The sequence below is a fragment of the Limimaricola cinnabarinus genome, from assembly GCF_047631075.1.
Taxonomy (GTDB): Bacteria; Pseudomonadota; Alphaproteobacteria; order Rhodobacterales; family Rhodobacteraceae; genus Limimaricola; species Limimaricola cinnabarinus.
On sequence record NZ_JBLHYX010000011.1, the window covers coordinates 60,718 to 80,833 of the forward strand.

General features: G+C 66.5%; 18 protein-coding genes. 14 read left to right on the forward strand and 4 right to left on the reverse strand.

The window, feature by feature from the left end; all coding sequences use genetic code 11:
- Positions 1–293: 293 nt before the first annotated feature.
- Both ACJASC_RS10705 and ACJASC_RS10710 read right to left on the reverse strand, forming a co-directional pair.
- A complete protein-coding gene (locus ACJASC_RS10705; protein WP_415145886.1) occupies positions 294–1,229 on the reverse strand; it encodes an IS5 family transposase in 936 nt (311 codons plus the stop codon).
- Positions 1,230–1,560: 331 nt separating this feature from the next.
- Positions 1,561–1,686: a hypothetical protein gene (locus tag ACJASC_RS10710; protein WP_415145888.1), complete on the reverse strand. Its 126-nt coding sequence runs from the start codon at positions 1,684–1,686 to the stop codon at positions 1,561–1,563.
- A gap of 239 nt (positions 1,687–1,925) precedes the next feature.
- Between ACJASC_RS10710 and ACJASC_RS10715 the strand changes: the two genes are divergently transcribed.
- Entirely contained in the window at positions 1,926–2,648 is a 723-nt protein-coding gene (locus tag ACJASC_RS10715; RefSeq protein ID WP_021695524.1) for a ribonuclease activity regulator RraA, read from the forward strand.
- Positions 2,624–3,385 carry a FadR/GntR family transcriptional regulator gene (locus ACJASC_RS10720; RefSeq protein ID WP_415145890.1) on the forward strand — a complete coding sequence of 254 codons (762 nt, stop codon included), beginning with the start codon at positions 2,624–2,626 and terminating at the stop codon, positions 3,383–3,385. The genes ACJASC_RS10715 and ACJASC_RS10720 overlap by 25 nt, the downstream gene beginning before the upstream one ends.
- Positions 3,386–3,446: 61 nt before the next feature.
- On the opposite strand, the gene ACJASC_RS10725 is transcribed toward ACJASC_RS10720, so the two are convergent.
- Complete coding sequence (locus ACJASC_RS10725; protein ID WP_415145983.1) at positions 3,447–3,794, reverse strand: cupin domain-containing protein; 348 nt, start codon at positions 3,792–3,794, stop codon at positions 3,447–3,449.
- Between the two features lie 363 nt (positions 3,795–4,157).
- Here ACJASC_RS10725 and ACJASC_RS10730 point away from each other — a divergent pair, with 363 nt between their 5' ends.
- The 12 genes from ACJASC_RS10730 (at position 4,158) to ACJASC_RS10785 (ending at position 18,762) form a co-directional block, all read left to right on the forward strand.
- Positions 4,158–5,267: an ABC transporter ATP-binding protein gene (locus tag ACJASC_RS10730; RefSeq protein WP_415145892.1), complete on the forward strand. Its 1,110-nt coding sequence runs from the start codon at positions 4,158–4,160 to the stop codon at positions 5,265–5,267.
- A complete protein-coding gene (locus ACJASC_RS10735) occupies positions 5,264–5,422 on the forward strand; it encodes a hypothetical protein (protein WP_415145894.1) in 159 nt (52 codons plus the stop codon). Before ACJASC_RS10730 ends, ACJASC_RS10735 begins: the two co-directional genes overlap by 4 nt.
- Before the next feature lie 24 nt (positions 5,423–5,446).
- Positions 5,447–6,256, forward strand: a complete 810-nt coding sequence (locus tag ACJASC_RS10740) for an ABC transporter permease (RefSeq protein WP_415145896.1) — start codon at positions 5,447–5,449, stop codon at positions 6,254–6,256.
- 13 nt (positions 6,257–6,269) lie between these two features.
- The gene (locus ACJASC_RS10745) at positions 6,270–7,151 is read left to right on the forward strand and encodes a carbohydrate ABC transporter permease (RefSeq protein WP_021695275.1); all 882 of its coding nucleotides are present in this window, start codon (positions 6,270–6,272) and stop codon (positions 7,149–7,151) included.
- A gap of 35 nt (positions 7,152–7,186) precedes the next feature.
- Entirely contained in the window at positions 7,187–8,734 is a 1,548-nt protein-coding gene (locus ACJASC_RS10750; protein ID WP_415145899.1) for an extracellular solute-binding protein, read from the forward strand.
- Positions 8,735–8,810: 76 nt separating this feature from the next.
- Positions 8,811–11,144, forward strand: coding sequence for a DUF4962 domain-containing protein (locus tag ACJASC_RS10755; RefSeq protein WP_415145901.1), 2,334 nt, complete (start codon positions 8,811–8,813; stop codon positions 11,142–11,144).
- A gap of 67 nt (positions 11,145–11,211) precedes the next feature.
- A complete protein-coding gene (locus ACJASC_RS10760) occupies positions 11,212–11,958 on the forward strand; it encodes an SDR family NAD(P)-dependent oxidoreductase (RefSeq protein ID WP_415145903.1) in 747 nt (248 codons plus the stop codon).
- A gap of 160 nt (positions 11,959–12,118) precedes the next feature.
- Positions 12,119–13,639 carry an aldehyde dehydrogenase (NADP(+)) gene (locus ACJASC_RS10765; protein ID WP_415145905.1) on the forward strand — a complete coding sequence of 507 codons (1,521 nt, stop codon included), beginning with the start codon at positions 12,119–12,121 and terminating at the stop codon, positions 13,637–13,639.
- Positions 13,636–14,592 carry a sugar kinase gene (locus ACJASC_RS10770; RefSeq protein ID WP_415145907.1) on the forward strand — a complete coding sequence of 319 codons (957 nt, stop codon included), beginning with the start codon at positions 13,636–13,638 and terminating at the stop codon, positions 14,590–14,592. Before ACJASC_RS10765 ends, ACJASC_RS10770 begins: the two co-directional genes overlap by 4 nt.
- Positions 14,593–14,669: 77 nt before the next feature.
- Positions 14,670–16,133 (forward strand): polysaccharide lyase family 7 protein, encoded by a 1,464-nt coding sequence (locus tag ACJASC_RS10775; protein WP_415145909.1) that lies wholly within the window; start codon positions 14,670–14,672, stop codon positions 16,131–16,133.
- A gap of 176 nt (positions 16,134–16,309) precedes the next feature.
- The gene (locus ACJASC_RS10780; RefSeq protein ID WP_415145911.1) at positions 16,310–17,677 is read left to right on the forward strand and encodes an MATE family efflux transporter; all 1,368 of its coding nucleotides are present in this window, start codon (positions 16,310–16,312) and stop codon (positions 17,675–17,677) included.
- Between the two features lie 110 nt (positions 17,678–17,787).
- A complete protein-coding gene (locus ACJASC_RS10785; RefSeq protein WP_415145913.1) occupies positions 17,788–18,762 on the forward strand; it encodes a calcium/sodium antiporter in 975 nt (324 codons plus the stop codon).
- A gap of 45 nt (positions 18,763–18,807) precedes the next feature.
- On the opposite strand, the gene manD is transcribed toward ACJASC_RS10785, so the two are convergent.
- Complete coding sequence (gene manD, locus ACJASC_RS10790; protein ID WP_415145915.1) at positions 18,808–20,031, reverse strand: D-mannonate dehydratase ManD; 1,224 nt, start codon at positions 20,029–20,031, stop codon at positions 18,808–18,810.
- Positions 20,032–20,116 lie beyond the last annotated feature (85 nt).

A 20,116-nucleotide genomic window follows, 5' to 3' on the forward strand; every position in this document is an offset into this window, starting at 1 on the left:
GGCACGTCGGGGGTGTGAGGAGGTCACTGAACAGTAAGGGCAAAGGATCGACCAGATCCGGGTCAGAGAAAGCAGTCTTTGTGCAGGAGCCATCGAGCTCGGTTTGTTGATATGCTTCTGATCCGCGCATCGCCATACCGGCCCGCGGCCACATCAGCGCCGCATAGGGAGGCCTGATACATGACCGCACCCGATCACACGCCTGCGCCGTTCAAAAACCACTTGCACCAACGGGGGCATCCATACATGCGCAAAACGGGTGATGGCCGAGGTGCCCCTTTCCCCAGACGGACTTATCCTACGGCCTCTGTTACAGGTATGCCGAGCGCGGTGAAGCCGTTGAGCACGGCAATGCGGATCTGGAGCTCGGCGACCTGACGATCGAAGTCCCGGGCCATGAGGCTTTGGCCCAGCAGCTTCACACAATGCATCTTCGTCTCGACGCGGCTTCGGCGGTGATACCCACTCCAATGGCGCCACAGAGATCGGCCCAGATACTTTGACGCTCTGAGAGCTTCGTTGCGGGCGATCGCCCCAGCGGTGCCGGGCTTCCAAGGCTTCGCGTTCTTGCGCGGCGGGATGACCGCATGCGCCCCCCGATCAGCGACGGCGTCATGGCACTTGCGCGTATCGTAGGCGCCGTCTGCCGTGACCGAGCCGATGTCTTGGTTGCCGGGGATCTGGTCCAGCAGTTCAGGAAGCATGGGGGCATCGCCGACATGGCTCCCCGTGATCTCGACCGCCCGGACCTCCAGCGTTTCCTCGTCGATCCCGAGGTGGATCTTGCGCCACAGGCGTCGCTTCGGCCCGCCGTGCTTACGCGCGTGCCATTCGCCTTCCCCTTCGGCCTTGATCCCGGTGCTGTCGATCAGCAGATGCAGCGGCCCCGTTGAGCCGCGATAGGGGATGTTCACGGCCAGCGCCTTCTGGCGTCGGCACAGGGTGCTGAAGTCCGGCACCGACCAGTCCAGGCCGATCAGCTGCAAAAGGCTCTCGACGAAGCCCGTCGTCTGGCGGAGCGCCATGCCGAACAGCGATTTCATCGTCAGGCAGACCTGAATGGCGGCGTCGCTGTAGCTCTGCTGGCGGCCCCTCTTGCCGCTCGGGGGCGGCGTCCAGACCATGTCGGGATCGAACCAGAGCGTCAGGGAGCCACGCTTCTTCAGCGCCGCGTTGTAGTCAGGCCAGTTCCTGGTCTTGTAGCTCGGCGGCTTGGGTCTGCTGCTCATGCGCGCACGTTATCATGCAGCTTCCGAGAGATGAATCCAGTCAGCCTGTTTGCGCAACAGAGCCTTCCTGACGTCAAAATTGAGCTCTGCCGGCGGCGCCTGGCGATTTCGCGCGCGTTCAACAGAGCCTTCCTGACGTCAAAATTGAGCTCTGCCGGCGGCGCCTGGCGATTTCGCGCGCGTTCAGCCGCGCCGACTGAGGTCGCCCAAAAAGATGGTATAAATCTTCATCGACCGGCGATCAGGCAGTCGAGATGTCCCACTATGGGCTGGTATAAATCGAGACAGGTATAAGGAGACCGGCATCGAGCAACAAAATAAGCCCACTCACTCACGCAGTCAGTTCTATGATGTCTATAACATGGATGTTCCAGCCGCGCCATTCCTCGGCCGCGACCGAACCGCCCGTTATCGCCATGGCCGCCGCGCAGCCCAGCAGGATGCCTCTCATGAACATGTCGTCTTCCTCCCTCAACCTTGTAAGACTTGATTCGTAGATGCGATTACAAAAAAAAGCAACATTGATGTGAAACGGCGGCGAAATGGCCTATAATTAGGGTTTGTGTGCTAAGGTCTCACGCTTCATGCCGTACGTCTTGTAAAAGTAGCCATTACAAATCTTGACAAGGTACAGCCGCCCGGCTAGCCTGACCTCGACATCAAGCAGAGCCGTCACGGGACGGGCAGGAGGGGACGATGGAGATGACGGCGCTCGGGGCGCAGACCCATGCGAGGCTGATGCAGGTCAGCACGGCAACCTTGACGACCGCGCTGTTCAAGCGCGGTTTGCGCAACATCTACCTTCAGGGGCCGCAGCGACTTCGCTCGGGACGCAACATGGTCGGGCTGGCCTACACGCTGCGCTACATCCCGGCGCGCGAGGATCTCGACGTGATCGAGAGCTTTGCCGACCGCGAGAACGCGCAGCGCAAGGGCGTCGAGGAATGCCCCGACGGCGCGGTCTTCGTGATCGACTCGCGCGGCGACGCGACGGCGGCCTCGGCGGGCTGCATCCTGGCGACGCGGCTGCAGCAGCTCGGCTGCGCCGGGATCGTCACCGATGGCGGTTTCCGCGACACGCCCGAGATCGCGCAGCTCGAGATGCCCGCCTATCATTCGCGCCCCAGCGCGCCCACCAACCTCACCAAGCACCACGCCGTGGCGGTCAACGACCCGATCGCCTGCGGCGGCGTGTCGGTTTTCCCTGGCGACGTCATTGTCGGGGACAATGAAGGGGTTGTATGCATACCGAGGCACATGGCCGACGAAGTGGCCGAGGAGGCCATCGAGATGACCTCCTTCGAGGACTTCGTGATGGAGGAGGTGCAAAAGGGCGCCTCGACCTTCGGTCTCTACCCGCCGACCGATCCGGCCACACAGGGGAAGTACAGCGCATGGCGACAGGCAAACGGGCGATAGAGTTCCCGCAGGCGGCGGCCCCGGTCCGGGCCGCCCGCGAAACCCGTGACCGGACATTGGCCGACACGGTCTACGAGAACGTGCTTGCCAAGATCGTGCGCGGCGATTTCCCGGTGGGCGAGAAGCTTCCCACCGAGCACGAGCTGAGCGTGGAGATGGGCGTGTCGCGCCCGGTGCTCCGGCAGGCGCTCAAGCAGCTGCGCGAGGACGGGGTCGTGGTGTCGCGCCAGGGCTCCGGCTCGTTCGTGCGGCGCAAGCCCGAGGAGGCGGTGCTCGACTTCGCGCCGATCGGCTCGATCGCCGATATCCAGCGCACCTTCGAGTTTCGCGCCGCGATCGAGGGCGAGGCGGCCTATCTCGCGGCACAGCGCCGCTCCGAACGCGAGCTGCGGCAGATCCAGGCGGCGCTGGAGGAGCTCGACCGCTGCGTGCGCACCGGCGAGCTTGGCGTCGATGCCGACGAGGCGTTCCACGCCGCCGTCTGCGCGGCCTCCGACAACCACTACTTCATGTCGGCGCGCAACTCGATGAAGGCCAACATCCTCACCGGCCTCAACCTCACCCGCAACCTGTCGCTCACCAAGTCGCAGGAGCGTCTGGCCTTGGTGCAGGCCGAGCACGACGCCATCTTCGAGGCGATCTCGGCGCGCGATGCCGAGGCGGCGCGGCGCGCGATGCGCGGCCATATCGAAAGCGCGCGGCGCCGCGTTTTCGACGGCGATATCGGCCAAGGCTGAGCCAAGGGACCATCCGATCGACGGCAGGACAGGGCCCCCGCATCGCGGGGGCCCGTCGTGTTCAGCGCATCGGCAGGCCGTGCGCCTCCATGAAATCGTCGCGGCGCGGCGTGAAGGAGTCGATCAGCACACCCTCCTCGAGGCACAGGCAGGAATGCTCGGCATCCGACGGGATCAGCATCGCGTCGCCGGGGCCGAGATCGCGCGTCTCGCCCGACACCGTGAACCGGAACAGTCCCGAGGTCACATAGGTCGTCTGCACATGCGGATGGTAGTGCGGCAGGCCGCGCCCGTCCTTTTCGAAGCGGAACTCCACCATCATCAGCTCCGCGCTTTCGCACAGGATGCGCCGCTGCGCGCCGGGTCCGGACGTCATCCAGGCCCCCGGGGTATCGCTGTTCACCTGCATCATCATCATCTCCTCTCTCGTGGCAGATCGCCGCGCGCCGTCGCGGCGCGGAGCGTCACATCGCGGCCCCGGCGGGGGCCGAACAAATCACGGCCCGATCCCGGCCATCGTGGCCGGAGCTTGTAAAATCCCGGCCGCGTCCAAGCCTCGCTTCGCATGACGGCCCCAATACTACAATGAATATGGGGTATGGGCGGCGCTCCCATTTGAATACGGGAGGCCACGCCACAGCCTGAGCGCGAGCTTGTTAAGAGTTGATTGCCCTTCCGCCGCTCAGTTGTCAATATTTGTATTGATCGGGCGTTACGAATCCGGTAGTCATATCGCCAGTGCTTCCACGTCGGGGCCGAAAGGGAGGGGACCATGTCAGGCGTAAGTCTCGAAAGAATCGTCAAACGCTACGGCGCGCTCGAAGTCGTCCACGGCATCGATCTGGAAATCGCACCGAAGGAATTCGTCGTGCTGGTCGGGCCCTCGGGCTGCGGCAAGTCCACGACGCTGCGCATGATCGCGGGCCTCGAGGAGATTTCGGGCGGCACTTGCCGGATCGGCGACCGGGTCGTGAACCGCGTCGCGCCCAAGGACCGCGATGTGGCGATGGTGTTCCAGAACTACGCGCTCTACCCGCATCTGAGCGTCGCCGACAACATTGCCTTCGGGCTGCGCATCCGCCGCACGCCCAAAGCCGAGATCTCCTCCTCGGTCGAGGAGGTCGCGGGCATCCTCGGGCTCACCCCCTATCTCGACCGCCGCCCCGCCGATCTCTCGGGCGGACAGCGCCAGCGCGTCGCCATGGGCCGCGCCATCGTGCGCCACCCTGAGGTGTTCCTGTTCGACGAGCCTCTGTCGAACCTCGACGCCAAGCTGCGCACCCAGATGCGCGCCGAGATCAAGCGGCTGCACAAGCGGCTCGGCGTCACTTCGGTCTATGTCACCCATGACCAGGTCGAGGCGATGACGCTCGCGGACCGCATCGTGGTGATGCGCGACGGTCGGATCGAGCAGATCGGCACGCCGATGGAGCTCTTCAACGATCCGGTGAACACCTTCGTCGCGGGCTTCATCGGCTCGCCGCCGATGAACCAGTTCGAGGCGGTGGTCGAGGCCGGCGAGCGCGGCCCTGTGGCCGTCGCCAACGGCGCGCGGATCGCGTTGCCCGCGCTCGAAAGTCTGCGCCATGCCCAAGGCCGCAAGGTCATCATCGGCATCCGCCCCGAGCACGCCTCGATCGAGCCGATGCCCGGCGCCTCCACCGTGCCGGTCGAGCTCGACCTGATCGAGACGCTGGGCTCGGAGGCGCTTCTGCACAGCTCGATCGGCGAGGTGCCCTTCGTCATCAAGGCCGAGACCGGCGGCGACACCGCGCATCTCGCGGGGGTCGAGGCCTTCCACGTGGCGCCCGAGCGGATCAAGGTCTTCGACCACGACACCGGCCGGGTGCTGGGAGCCGCCCGGATGGGGGTGGCGGCATGAGCCAGCAAGAGCATATCGGTCCTTCGACCGAAGAGCTGGTCGTCGAGGCGCGAGAGGCGCTGCGCGACCGGGCCCGCCGCCGCGCCGCCCGGCTCGGCGATCATTTCAAGCGCGAATGGCAGATCTACGTGCTGCTGCTGCCGACGATCCTGTAGTTCGCGCTGTTCCTCTACAAACCCATGTACGGGCTGCAGATCGCCTTCAAGGACTACTCGATCTTCCGCGGCATCGACGGCAGCCCGTGGATCGGCTTCGAGCATTTCCGCACCTTGTTCGAGAACGACCAATTCCTGCGCGCGATCCGCAACACCGTGATCATCAGCTTCTTCACGCTGCTGTTCGGCTTTCCGGCGCCGATCATCCTCGCCTTGATGTTCAACGAGATCCTGAGCCAGACCTACAAGCGCGCCGCGCAGACCATCGTCTACCTGCCGCATTTCATCTCGACGGTGATCATCGCCGGGATCGTGATCACCGCCTTCTCGCCTTCGGCGGGGATCGTAAACACGGTGCTCGAATGGCTCGGCATGGACCCGGTCTACTTCCTGACCAAGCCCGAATGGTTCCGGCCCATCTTCATCGGATCGGGGATCTGGCAGGAGGCGGGCTTCCAGTCGATCGTCTATCTCGCGGCCATCGCCGGCGTGAACCCCTCGCTTTACGAAAGCGCGGTGGTGGACGGCGCCAGCCGCTGGCAGATGGTGTGGAAGGTGACGCTGCCCTCGATCCTGCCGACGATCATCATCATGCTGATCATCCGCATCGGCAACCTGCTCGAAGTGGGCTTCGAGCTGATCATCCTGCTCTACCAGCCCGCCACCTACGAGACGGCGGACGTGATCAACACCTTCATCTACCGCCAGGGTCTGCAGCAGGGGCAATACGATCTCGCCGCCGCGGCCGGCCTGTTCAACGCCGTCGTCGCCTTCGTTCTGGTGATGACCGCCAACACCATCTCCAAGCGCGTGTCGCGCACGTCGCTGTGGTGAGGAGGACAAGCCAATGGCCAACATGAATCTCTATTCCCGCGGCGACAAATGGTTCGTCATCGCCAACATGGTGCTGGTGGGGCTGTTCACCATCGCGACGCTCTACCCGTTCCTCTACATCGCCGCCGTCTCGTTCAGCTCGGGCTTCGCGGCCGCCGCCGGAACGGTGGTGCTGACCCCGGTGAACTTCACCATCGCGGCCTATGAGAGGGTGCTGAGCGAGCCGGAGTTCTGGCGCTCCTACGCCAACACCTTCATCTACACCTTCGGCGGCACGGCGGTGAGCCTGCTGATCATCATCCCCGGCGCCTATGCGCTGTCGCGCCCGCAGCTGATCGGGCGGCGCTTCTGGAACCTCTTCGTGGCCTTCACGATGTGGTTCAACGCAGGCCTCATCCCGTTCTTCCTGAACATGCGGGACCTCGGACTGCTCGACAGCTATTTCGGCATCATCATCGGCTTCGCGCTCAACGCCTTCAACATCATCCTGCTGCGCAACTTCTTCGAATCCATCCCGTCGTCGTTCGAGGAGGCGGCGCGGATGGACGGCGCCAACGAGTTCCAGGTGCTGTGGAAGGTCTATGTGCCGCTGTCGAAGCCGGCGATCGCCACGATCACCCTGTTTTGCATCGTGGCGCGCTGGAACGGCTTCTTCTGGGCGATGGTGCTCTTGCAGAGCGAGGACAAGATCCCGCTGCAGGTCTACCTGCGCCAGCTCATCGCCGAGCTGTCGGACGACGAGGAGTTCACCAGCACCCTGATCAGCGCGGCCTATTCGGTCGAGACGGTCACGGCGGCGATCATCGTCTGCTCCATCATTCCGGTCCTGCTGATCTACCCGTGGGTCCAGAAGTACTTCAACAAGGGCATCCTTCTGGGAGGCGTGAAGGAATGACCCGCAAGACAAACACGCGATTTGGGAGGAGAACCATGCGTAAATCCACATTGTCCGCCGCGTTCCTGGCCACCACCATGCTGGCCCAGCCGGGCTTCGCCGAAGAGCATCTCAGGATCGTCGAGGAGCCGCTCGAACTCACCGTCCACTTCCACTGGCCCCGCAACCAGGGCTACGAGGAGGACTATCCGGTCGAGCAGGCGGCGCGCGAGATGACCGGCATCCACCTCAAGGACGCCACTGCGGGCCGCAACACGCCCGACCACAACGAGGCGATGAACCTGCTTCTGGCGCAGGGCGACCTGCCCGACATCGTCGGCGGCAACCGGATCAAGGACCCGGTCAACCAGTACGGCCCCGAGGGCGCCTTCCTGCCGCTGGACGACCTGATCGCCGAGCATGCCCCCAACATTCAGGCCGTGCTCGACGCGCGCCCCGAGCTGCGCGACGCCATGGCTTCGTGGGACGGCAACATCTACTACGTGCCCTACCTGCCCGACGGTGAATTCGGCCGCGCGTGGTTCGTGCGTCAGGACTGGCTCGACGCGTTGGGGCTGGAGCGGCCCGATACGGTCGAGGATCTCTATCAGGTGCTGGTGGCGTTCCGCGATCAGGACCCCAACGGCAACGGCCAGAAGGACGAGGTCCCGATCTTCCTGCGCCACTGGGAGGAGCTGATCCGCTTCGTCACCCTGTGGGACGGCCGCTCGACGGGCTCTGACACCTATCACGATTTCTACGTCGACAACGGTGAGGTCAAACACCCCTACGCCACCGAGGGCTACCGCGAGGGCATCAAGAACATCGCCAAGTGGTACGAGGAGGGGCTGATCGACCCGGAGGTCTTCACCCGCGGCACCAGCGCGCGCGAATACCTGCTGTCGGAGAACTTGGGCGGCATCACCCATGACTGGTTCGCCTCGACCGCGGGCTACAACGAGTCGCTTCAGGAAAAGGTGCCGGGCTTTGATTTCGCGCCGATGCTGCCGCCCGAAAGCATCAGCGGCAAGCGCATCGAGGAGCATCGCCGCACCCCGCTCAAGCCCGATGGCTGGGCCATCAGCTATGCAAACGAGAACCCCGTCGAGACGATCAAGTATTTCGACTTCTGGTTCACCGAGGAGGGCCGCCGCCTGTCGAACTTCGGCGTCGAGGGTGAGCATTACGAGCTTGTCGACGGCGAGCCGGTGTTCACCGACGCGGTGCTGACCGCCGATCAGCCTGTCAACAGCCAGATGTGGGAGATCGGGGCGGGCATCCCGCGCGGCTACTACATGGACTATGCCTACGAGCTGCAATGGACATCCGACGCCGCGCGTGAGGGCATCGAGCTTTACGAGCAGAACGACCTCTTGATCGACCAATTCCTTGGCGTGTCGCTCAACGAGGAAGAGCAGGCGGTCTATGATCGCTACTGGCCCTCGATCCAGACCTACATGCTCGAACGCCAGCAGGCCTGGATCCTCGGCACCGGCGATATCGAGGCCGATTGGGACGAGTACATGTCCCAGCTCGACAAGCGCGGGCTGAGCGACGTGCTCGAGGTGATGAACTCCGCCTATGAGCGCCAGTACGACAGCTGACGCCCCGGTTCCGGGGGGCCGATCGCGGCCCCCCGGCGCCCCGCCCGATCCCACATTCGACCAAGGATGCAAGCGCATGGCCACCATGACCGCCGAACCCCAGACCGCCTATCTCGATGAACCCGCCGCCGGCCGGCTCAACATCCGCTACGCCCCCGAGGAGGGCGCCGAGATCGCCGAGAACCCGCCGCGCTTCACATGGCTGCCGGTGGTGGACGAGGCGGCGCGCTACGTGCTGCGCGTCTCGACCGACCCCGAATATGCCGATGCGCAGACGCGGGTCTTCACCGATCTGCCGCTCAATTTCCTGACGCCCGACGCGCCGCTGGCGCCGGGGCGCTGGCACTGGTCCTACGCGGTGTGGGACGAAGGCGCCAAGCGCCCCGCCACCCGCTGGAGCACCTCGCGCGTTTTCGATATGCCCGAGGGCCTGCCCGAGACGCCGCTGCCCTCGCGTGCCGACCGCTACGCCAAGGCCGACATGGCGCATCCGCGCCTCTGGCTGGGGCCGAAGGAGCTGAAAGCCTTCCGTAAGGACGTTGCCGCCGACCCCGAACACTGCAACTGGCAAAAGTTCTTCGACAAGTCGGTCGCCCCCTGGCTCGACCGCGAAATCATGGCCGAGCCCGCGCCCTACCCCGACAACACCCGCACCGCGCCGATCTGGCGGCAGACCTACATCGACTGTCAGGAGCTGATCTACGCGATCCGCCACCTCGCCGTCGCGGGCAAGGTGCTCGAAGACGAGGCCATGCTCGCCCGCTCCAAGGAGTGGCTGCTCTCGGCCGCCGATTGGGACCCCGCTGGCACCACCTCGCGCGGCTATACCGACGAATGGGCCTTCCGCGTCGCCGTGGCGCTGGCCTGGGGCTATGACTGGCTGCGCGACAGGCTCGACGAGGACGAAGAGGCACGGGTGCGTCAGGCGCTCCTGGTGCGCACCCGCGAGGTGGCCGATCATGTGATCCGCCACGCGCATATTCACCTCTTTCCCTATGACAGCCACGCGGTGCGCTCGGTCTCGGCGGTGCTGGTGCCCGCCTGCATCGCGCTCCTCGACGAGGAGCCCGAGGCGCGCGACTGGCTCGACTACTCGATCGAGTTCCTCTGGACCGTCTATTCGCCATGGGGCGACACGGATGGCGGCTGGGCCGAGGGGCCGCATTACTGGATGACCGGCATGGCCTACCTGACCGAGGCGGCCAACCTGCTGAAATCCTTCACGGGGCTGAACCTTTACGAGCGGCCCTTCTTCCAGAAGACCGGGGATTTCCCGCTCTACACCAAGGCGCCCGACACCCGCCGCGCCACCTTCGGCGACGACAGCACCATGGGCGATCTGCCCTGTCTCAAGATTGGCTACAACCTGCGCCAATATGCGGGCGTCACCGGCAACCCGGCCTATCAGTGGTATTTCGACGAGATCTGCCGCAACGACCCGGGCACCGAAGGCGCCTTCTACAATTACGGCTGGTGGGACCTCAACTTCGACGACCTGATGTATCGCCACGACTGGCCGCAGGTCGAGGGTGCCGCTCCGGGGCCGAACGACCGGCTGCGCTGGTTCAAGGGCATCGGCTGGGTCGCGATCCAGAGCCGGATGGACGACCCCGACCGGCACCTGCAATTCGTGATGAAGGCATCGCCCTTCGGCTCGATCAGCCACAGCCATGGCGATCAGAACGCCTTCTGCCTCTCGGCGTATGGCGAGGATCTGGCGATCCAGTCGGGGCACTACGTCGCCTTCAACTCGACCATGCACCAAGGCTGGCGGCGTCAGACGCGCTCCAAGAACGCGATCCTGATCAACGGCAAGGGGCAATACGCCGACAAGGACAAGGCGCGCGCCATGGCGGCGACGGGCCGGATCATCACCGCCGAGGACCGCGGCGAGGAGATCTATATCCACGGCGACGCCACCGCCGCCTACCGATCGCTGAGCCCGGAGGTGACGAGCGTCAGCCGCGAGGTGCATTTCGTCCATGACAGCTACTTTGTCATCATCGACAGCATCGACGCCGAAACGCCCGTTTCGATCGACTGGCTGCTGCACGCCAACGGCGCCTACGATCTCGGCCAGGCCTCGTTCCGCTACACCGGCAAGAAGGCGGGCTTTTACGGTCAGGTCGTCTGGTCCGAGGCAGGGATGCCGCAGCTCAGCCAGGAGACCGGCTTTCCGGGCGTCGATCCGAAGGAATACGAAGGTCTGCCGGTGAGCACCTGCCTCACCGCGCGGTTTCCCGAGGCGACGCGCCACCGGATCGCGACGCTGCTCGTGCCCTACAGGCTCGACGCGCCGCGCCGCATTTTCCACTTCCTCGACGATCAGGGCTATGACTGCGACCTCTACTTCACCGACGCCGAGGAGCGCACCTTCAAGCGCGTGGTGAAGAAGCTCGCCCGCACCTGACACCTTCGCCGCCCGGGGCCCTGGGGGTCCGGGCGGTGCCAACCCATTCATATCCAAGGAACACGACATGGATCTCACCGGAAAAACCGCGATCGTCACCGGCGGTGGCCGCGACATCGGCCGCGCCTGCGCCATCCGCCTCGCCAAGGCGGGCGCCAACGTGGCGATCAACTACTACAAGAGCGGCGACGGCGCGCAATCCGCCGTCCGCGAGATCGAGGAGATGGGCGGCCGTGCCTTCGCCATGCAGGGCGACATGACCGATCCCGAACAGGTCAAGGCCTTCGTCGCCGCCGCCGCCGAGGCCTACGGCGTGATCCACGTGGTCATGCCGATCACCGGCGGTCTGATCGCGCGCAAGACCATCCCCGAGCTGACGGTCGAGCATTGGCAGGCAGTGATGGATATCAACGTCACCTCGGCGGTCCTGCTGGTGCAGGCGGCGCTGCCGCACATGACCGAGGGCGGGTCGATCGTGAACATGGCCTCCCAGGCAGGCCGCGACGGCGGCGGCGGCGGCGCGCTGGCTTATGGCGCGGCCAAGGGCGCGATCATGACCATGACCCGCGGCATGGCCAAGGAGCTGGCCCCCGACATCCGCGTCAATGCGCTCTGCCCCGGCATGATCGACACCGATTTCCACAACATCTTCACCAAGCCCGAGGTGCGCAAAATGGTGGCGGGCAACACACCGCTCAAGCGCGAGGGCACCTCCGAGGAGGTGGCCGATCTCGCCGTCTTCCTCGCCTCGCCCGCGGCGGCCTTCATCACCGGGGCCAATGTCGACATCAACGGCGGCATGCTCTTCTCCTGATCCTCCCCCGGGCCGCCTCCCACGGGCGGCCCCGTCAGAACCTCACGGACCCCAAGCGCCGCCCCCGATACGGCGCGGTCCGCGCGCCCCCCGACATCACACCGCCCGCCCGCATCCCGCGCGCGGGGCGGCCCGCCGACGACCTTCGAGAGGAGCATCCATGCTCAAGAGACAGCACCTGATCGCCGGAGATTGGCTCGACGGCAGCGCGACCTTCGAGAACCAGCCAATCGACGGCGCGCCCGAGACCTTTCAGGCGGGCAACCCCGACCTCGTGGAGCGCGCCTGCGAGGCAGCCGAGGCCGCCTTCGAGAGCTATTCCGCCACCAGCGGCGCGCAGCGCGCCGCCTTCTTGCGCCGCATCGGCCGGGAGATCGAGGCGCGCGGGGCCGAGATCACCGAGATCGGCATGCGCGAGACCGGCCTGCCCGAGGCGCGCCTCAATGGCGAGCGGGGCCGCACCGTGGCGCAGCTGGGCCTCTTTGCCGATCATGTCGAGGCTGGAAAGCATCGCGATCTGCGGCATGACGCGGCCCTGCCCGAGCGTCAGCCGCTGCCGCGCCCCGAACTGCGGATGATGCAGCGCCCGATCGGCCCCGTCGCCGTGTTCGGCGCCTCGAACTTCCCGCTCGCCTTCTCCTCGGCGGGGGGCGACACGGCCGCCGCCCTGGCCGCCGGTTGCCCGGTGGTGGTCAAGGGCCACTCGGCCCATCCCGGCGTCGCCGACATCGTGGCCCAAGCCGTCGATGCAGCAAGGCAGGCCGAGGGGTTGCACAGGGGCGTCTTCAGCCAGATCCAGGGCGGCAACCGCGCCGTGGGCGAGGCGCTGGTGCGCCACCCGCTGATCCGCGCGGTGGGCTTTACCGGCTCGCTCGCGGGTGGCCGCGCGCTGTTCGATCTTTGCGCGCGGCGCCCCGACCCGATCCCCTTTTTCGGAGAGCTGGGCTCGATCAATCCGGTCTTCGTGATGCCGCGCGCGCTGGCCGCGCGGGGCGGCGAGATCGCGTCCGGCTGGGCCGCGTCGCTGCTGATGGGGGCGGGGCAGTTCTGCACCAATCCCGGCGTCGTGGTGCTGCCCGCGGGCGACCGCGCCGAAAGCTTCATCGACGCGGCCCAGGAGGCGCTCGACGCCGCCCCCGACCAGCCGATGCTGACGCCGGGCATCGCCGCGGCGTTTCGCGCCGCGCGCGAGGCGATGGTCGCCAATGGCCGGGCCGAGACGCGCATCGCGCGAGAGAGCGATCTGCGTCACGCGGCACCCGCCCTCTTCGTGACCCGCGCGGCCGACTGGCTCGCCGACACGACGCTGCACGAGGAGGCCTTCGGCCCCTTGGGCGTCGTGGTGCTGGCCGAGAGCGTGGACGAGATGCGCGCCGTGGCCCAAGGCCTCGAAGGCCAGCTCACCGTCACGCTGCAGATCGAGGAGGAGGACGCCGAGGCCACCGCGCCGCTCATGCCCGTGCTGGAACGCAAGGCGGGCCGCGTGCTGGCCAACGGCTTCCCCACCGGGGTCGAGGTGGCCGACGCGATGGTGCATGGCGGGCCCTACCCCGCCTCGACCAACTTCGGCGCCACATCGGTCGGCACCCTGTCGATCCGCCGCTTTTTGCGCCCGGTCTGCTTCCAGAACATCCCCGCCGCGCTGCTGCCCGCCGAGATGCGCGGAGCCCCCCGGCCATGAAGCCGCCCGTCGTCCTTTTCGTCGGGGAGCCGATGATCGAGCTGTCGGTGCCGGAGGCCGAGGACACCGCCCGGCTCGGCGTGGCGGGCGATGTGCTCAACGCCGCGATCTACATGCGCCGGGCGCTGCCGCCGCCAGCGCGGGTCGAGCTGGTGACGGCGCTGGGGCGCGACCGGTTCTCGTACCGGATCGAGACGTTCGCCCGCGCCCATGGCGTGGGCTGCGACCGGGTTCGCCGCGATCCCGCGCGCGGCCCCGGCCTCTACGCGATCGAGACCGACGAGGCAGGCGAGCGCAGCTTTGCCTACTGGCGCGACGCCTCGGCGGCGCGGCGGATGTTCGGCGCGGATGATGCGCCCGATTTCTCGGCGCTCGATGGGGCCAGCCACGTCTTTCTCTCGGCGATCACGCTGGCGATCCTGTCGCCTGCGATCCGCGCCGCGCTGATCGACCGGCTACAGGAGATGCGCGCGGAAGGGGTGACGATCTGCTTTGACAGCAACTACCGCCCGCGCCTGTGGGAAAGCGTCGGGGCCGCGCGCGAGGCGGTCGCGCGGGCCTGGTCGATCACCGATATCGGCTTTCCTTCGATCGACGACGAGACGGCGCTCTTCGGCGGCACCGAGGCCGATGCGCTACGCCGCCTGCGCGGCTACGGCATGTCGCTTTGCGTGCTCAAGCGCGGCGCGGAAGGTCCGCGGCTTCTGGTGCCGCGGCAGTCCGGGCCGGAGCCGGTCTTTGATCGCGCTGCGCATGTGATCGACACCACCGGGGCGGGGGACGCCTTCGACGGCACCTTCCTTGCTGCGTGGCTCGGCTGGCGCGGGATGAGCGAGGCGCTGCGTCTGGCTCACGAGGTCGCCTCATCGGTCGTGGCCACGCCCGGCGCGATCCTGCCCGACATGGCGAAGGCCGAAGACGAGGCCGAGGGAGGTTTGCGGGGCGTGGGCTGACCGCGCGCGCCCGGTGTTTTCGATTGTTTTCAGTTTCTTGCGCGCAAGCGCATCTTTACGCTCGGGGAGGAGCGACGATGACGAACACGACAGGTCTCAGACACAAGGGGTCCGCCCTTTTGATCGCGGGGGCGCTGTGGCCCGCCGGCGCCATGGCGCAGGCGCCGCAGAACTGCGACAAGGTTTCGCCGCTGGCGGTGGTCGCGGCCAGCGATGACGGCAGTTTTGATGCAGAATACGGCCCCGAGCGGGTCTTCGACAATGATTTCGACCCGGATTCGCGCTGGTCGTCCGAGGGCGCGGGCAAGCAGATCACCCTCGATCTGGGGGCGGCGCAGGCCCTGCGTGCGGTCGGGCTCGCCTTCTACAAGGGCGATGAGCGGCGCACCGGTTTCGTTCTCGAGGCGTCCGAGGACGGCGAAAGCTGGACCTCGCTGATCGAGGGCGGCCAGAGCGGCGGGGCGACCACCGCGATCGAGCGGTTCGAGGTCCCCGCGACCTCGGCGCGCTACCTGCGCCTCACGGGGCAGGGCAACGAGGCCAGCGGCTGGAACAGCCTGATCGAGGTTCAGGCCTATGGCTGCGGCTCGGGCCAGGTCGCGGAGTTGAACGATGGCAGCGACACGGCGCGGGTGTCCAACATGAGCAAGACCGGCCTCGACCTGCGCATCGACGTCCCCCCGAGCGAGAACTTCGATCTCTCCTACTGGAAGCTGACCCTGCCCGCCGATCTCGATGGCGACGGCAAGGTCGACGAGATCTCCGAGGCCAAACTCGCGGGCTACTCGGACGATCGCTACTTCTACACCGACCCGGTGACGGGCGGCATGGTGTTCTGCACCGTGCCCGGCGGCGTCACCACCTCCGGATCGAGCTATGCCCGCTCCGAGCTGCGCGAGATGATCCGCCGCGGCGACGAGAGCATCCCGACCCGCAACGACGACGGCACGCCCACGGCCAACAACTGGGTCTTTTCCTCGGCCCCCGAAGAGGCGCAGGCGATGGCGGGCGGCGTCGACGGGGTGATGCGCGCCACGCTGGCGGTCAATCAGGTCACCCGGATCGGCGAGGCGGGCAAGGTCGGCCGCGTCATCATCGGCCAGATCCACGCCAAGGACGACGAGCCGATCCGGCTCTATTACCGCAAGCTGCCCGGCAACAAGTTCGGCTCGATCTACTTCGCGCACGAGGCGGTGGACGAGGCGGACGTCTTCGTCGAGATGATCGGCGAGCGCGGCAACCACGCCGAGAACCCCGATGACGGCATCGCGCTCGACGAGACCTTCGCCTACGAGATCGCGGTGCGCGGCGAGGAGCGGGACGGCGTGATCCACCCGATGCTGCACGTCACGATCACCCGCGACGACGGCACAGTGATCGCGGCCGAGCCCTACGACATGAGCGGGAGCGGCTACTCGGTCGCCGACGACTTCATGTATTTCAAGGCCGGGGCCTATTCGCAGAACAACACCAGCGACCGGCCCGAACGCGATTTCGATCAGGTGACCTTCTTCGACCTCGACGTCGAGCACGGCGGCTGACACCCGGATCGGGGCGGGCGGCGGGATTTCTTCCGCCGCCCGCAGCCGCGGCCCCCGCCCGGCCGCCACATGCGCCCCCATAGGGGGCCTTCGTCGTCGGCGGTACCCCCGTCGCCGCGCGATCCCTCCGAGCGTCGGCCCCCACGGCCCGCGCCTTTCGCCCCTGATGGAACATCATGTCCGACACCGCCGCACGCGCCGATACGACGCCCTCCAACCGAGATGTTTTCAACGTCGCATGGCCGCTGACCTTCAAGGCGATGATGGTCAACGCCATCGTGCTGATCGACGCCTATCTCGTCTCCGGCCTGGGCGAGCCCGCGCTGGCAGCGATGGGGATGGCGGCGGCCTTCGGCAACCTGCTCGTCGGCACGATCATGGCCTTTTCCACCGCCACGCAGATCCGGCTGGCCCAAGCCGCGGGCTCCGGCCGGAGGGTGGCGCTCAAGACCGGCTTTTACGCAGGTCTGGCGACCAACCTCGCCGTCGGGGCCACGGGCGTCGTTCTCGTGGCGCTGTTCGGCGGCGGGGTGCTGGAGCGTATGGCGCATACGCCGTGGATCGCCCATGAGGCCAAGAGCTACCTCTATATCTTTCTCATGGTGGTGATGTTCGAGGCGGCGGCCCAATGCATCGGCAGCTTCTTCAACGGCAGCGGCCGGACGATCATCCCCCTCAAGAGCTTTCTCATCGCGATCCCGATCAACGTCGCCACAAGCTACCTGCTGATCCACGGGGCCTTCGGCCTGCCCGCCCTCGGCGTCGCCGGTGCCGCGATCGGCAGCGTTCTGGGCGCGGCGACGCGCAGCCTCTACCTCGGTCTGAGCTTCTACCGCGAAACCGGCGGCTATCTCGACGAGCCGGGCTGGCTGCATGGCGGCTGGGGCCGTTCGCTCGGGCGGCATCTGAGCTTTTCGATGCCGATCGCGGGCACCTTCGTCAGCAACGCGGTCGCCAATTACGCCGCCACGCTGCTGTTCGCGAAGATGAGCGTGAACCAGTTCGCCGCCATGACGCTGATCCTGCCTTGGGTGCAGGCGGCGGGCACCTTCGGTATCGCCTGGGCACAATCGACGGGCATCCTCGTCGCGCAGCTCTTGGGCAACAGCCGTGGCAGCGAAGAGATCGACGCCTTTCTGGGCCGCGCCTGGCGCATGGCCTTCGTCGCCGCCGGGCTGGTGTCACTGACCTATCTCGTCATCTGCCTCGCCTCTACCCGGATCTATGCGGGGCTCGAGGCCGAGACGACCGCCGCGCTGCTGAGCTTTCTACCGGTGCTTCTGGTGCTGCCCTTCCCCAAGGGGTCGAACGCGATCTGCGGCCAGACTTTGCGCGCGGGCGGCGACACGCTTTACGTGATGAACATCTTCGTCGCGGCGCAGTGGCTGGTGCGCATCCCGCTGACGGCGCTGTTCATCCTGCATCTCGATATGTCGGTGACGTGGGTCTTCGCGTTGTTTTTGGTCGAGGAGCTGGTCAAGTTCCCGCTGTTTCACCTGCGGCTCTACAAGGGCGAATGGAAACGCGGCCTCGCAGCCGAGTAAGGCCCGCCAGAACTTTGACGAATATAATCCCCGCGCTCGCTTGCGCGGCCTTCGGGTCCACGCCATCTCTCCCGAAACTGCCCATCGAATTTTCGCAAGGATGACCGTTCATGATCGAAACCTGGGGCCCGCTTCTGGCGGGGCTTGTCCTTCTGGTGGCAGGGGGGGAACTGCTGGTGCGCGGCGCGGTGCAGGCCGCCGAGCGGATCGGGATCTCGCCTCTCGTGATCGGCCTGACCCTCGTGGGTTTCGGCACCTCCATGCCCGAGCTCGTGACCTCGGTTCAGGCGGGTCTGGGCGGATTTCCGGGCATCGCCTTCGGCAACGTCGTAGGGTCGAACATCGCCAACATCCTGCTGATCGCGGGCGTCTCGGCGCTGATCTGCCCGATCGTCGTCGCCCGCTCGGCGCTGCGCCGGGACGCGGTGGTGATGCTCGCGGTCGGGGTCGCCTTCGCGGTGCTGGCCGCGCTGATGCCGATGGGCCGCGTCCTGGGCGCGGGGCTGGTCACCCTGCTGGTCGGCTACATCTGGTTCGTGATCCGTCAGGAGCGCCGCGCGAACGAGGGCGGGGCCATCCATGACAAGAGCGCGGCCCTCGCCGGGGCCGATCCGGGCCTCGCCCCTCCGCATGCGCGAAACGGCCTCGCGATGCCGCTGCTCATCGCGCTGGCGGGTCTGGCCCTCGTCGTGGTCGGCGGCTCGTTTCTGGTGAGCGGGGCCGTCGCCATCGCCCGGGGCCTCGGCGTCTCCGAGACCATCATCGGCCTGACGATCGTCGCGGTCGGAACCTCGATGCCGGAACTCGTCACCTCGGTGATCGCCGCGCTGAAGCGGCAAGGCGACGTGGCCTTCGGCAACATCGTCGGCTCGAACATTTACAACATTCTCGGGATCGGCGGCACCACCGCTCTCATCGCGCCGTCCAACGTGCCGCAGGAGATCGTGCGCTTCGACGCGCCGGTCATGGTCGCGGTGTCGCTGCTGCTCGTGGTCTTCGCGTCGACCGGTCTACGGATCGGGCGGCGCGAGGGGGCGGTTCTGGTGGCGGGCTACGTGGCCTATGGCTGGATGCTCTGGCCCTGATACCAGGGAACCGGTGATGCGGCCCGCGTCACCGGCGCGCCCGGCTCAGTAGTTCCACATCGTCCCGTCTTCGAGCCGCACGACCGGGTGGCTGCCGGGCGTGTACTCGTAGCGCGTGGCCTCCTCCTCGTCGAACGCGACGCCGAGACCGGGCGCGTCGCTGACATGCACCATGCCGTTCTCCATCCGGTGGTCTGACGGAAACAGCGCGTCGCATTCGGGCGTGCCGAGGACGAGGTATTCCTGAATGCCGAAATTCGGTGCCCAGGCATTGAGATGCGCATGCGCCGCCATGCAGATCGGCGAATGGCTCGGCGCGCCGTGAAAACCGGTGCGCACATGATGCAGCGCCGCGAGATCGACGATGCGGCGGGTCTGGGTGATGCCGCCCGCATAGGTCGCGGCGATGCGGATGAAATCGATCAGCTCGTTCTCGATCAGCTTGTTGCAGTCGTAAATCGAGTTGAAGACCTCGCCGATGGCGACCGGCACGGTGGAATGCTGCCGCAAGAGCCGCAGCGCGTCCTGATCCTCGGCGGGCGTCGGGTCCTCGAGCCAGAACAGCCGCGTCGGCTCCACCTCCTTGGCGAAAGCCGCCGCCTCGCGCGGGGTGAGACGGTGGTGCACGTCATGCAGGACCTTCAGATCGGGGCCAAAGCGGTCGCGGATGCGCATCAACGCCTCGGGCATGAAGCGCATGTACCTCTCGCTGTCCCAGCTTTCGACCTTGGGCCGGATGCCGGAATAATCGGTGATGAAGTGTTTTGCGCCCTTTTCCTCGGGGACCGCATAGCTCGCCGTCGGCATGCCGGGGATGCCGCATTGCACGCGCACGGCCCTGTAGCCCGCCTCCGTGTAGTGGGCGATGCTGTCCATCAGGTCTTCGAGATCGGCGCCCGTCGCATGGGCATAGACGAGCGCGCCCTTGCGGCTCTTGCCGCCCAGGAGGTCATAGACCGGCAGGTTCGCGAGCTTGCCCTTGATGTCCCACAGCGCCATGTCGATGGCGCCATAGGCCGCCATGGCGATGGGGCCGCGCCGGAAATAGGCGCCGCGATAGAAGAACTGCCAGATGTCCTCGCTGCGGCGCGGGTCCATGCCGATCAGGTTCGGAATGAGGTAGTCCTGCAGGTACTTGGCGGGCAACGTCTCGCGGTTGTTGAGCGTGGCGTCGCCAAGGCCGTAAACGCCCTGATCGGTCATGATCTTGAGCGTGACATAGTTCTTGGCGGGGCCGCCGACGAACACCTTGGCATCCGTGATCTTCATCTGGGGATCTCCGTCGATGGGGCGGGTCGTGCGGAGCCGTCCCCTTGGTTCTTGAGTTGAAAGGACAGGGCCATCCCCGGCCCCG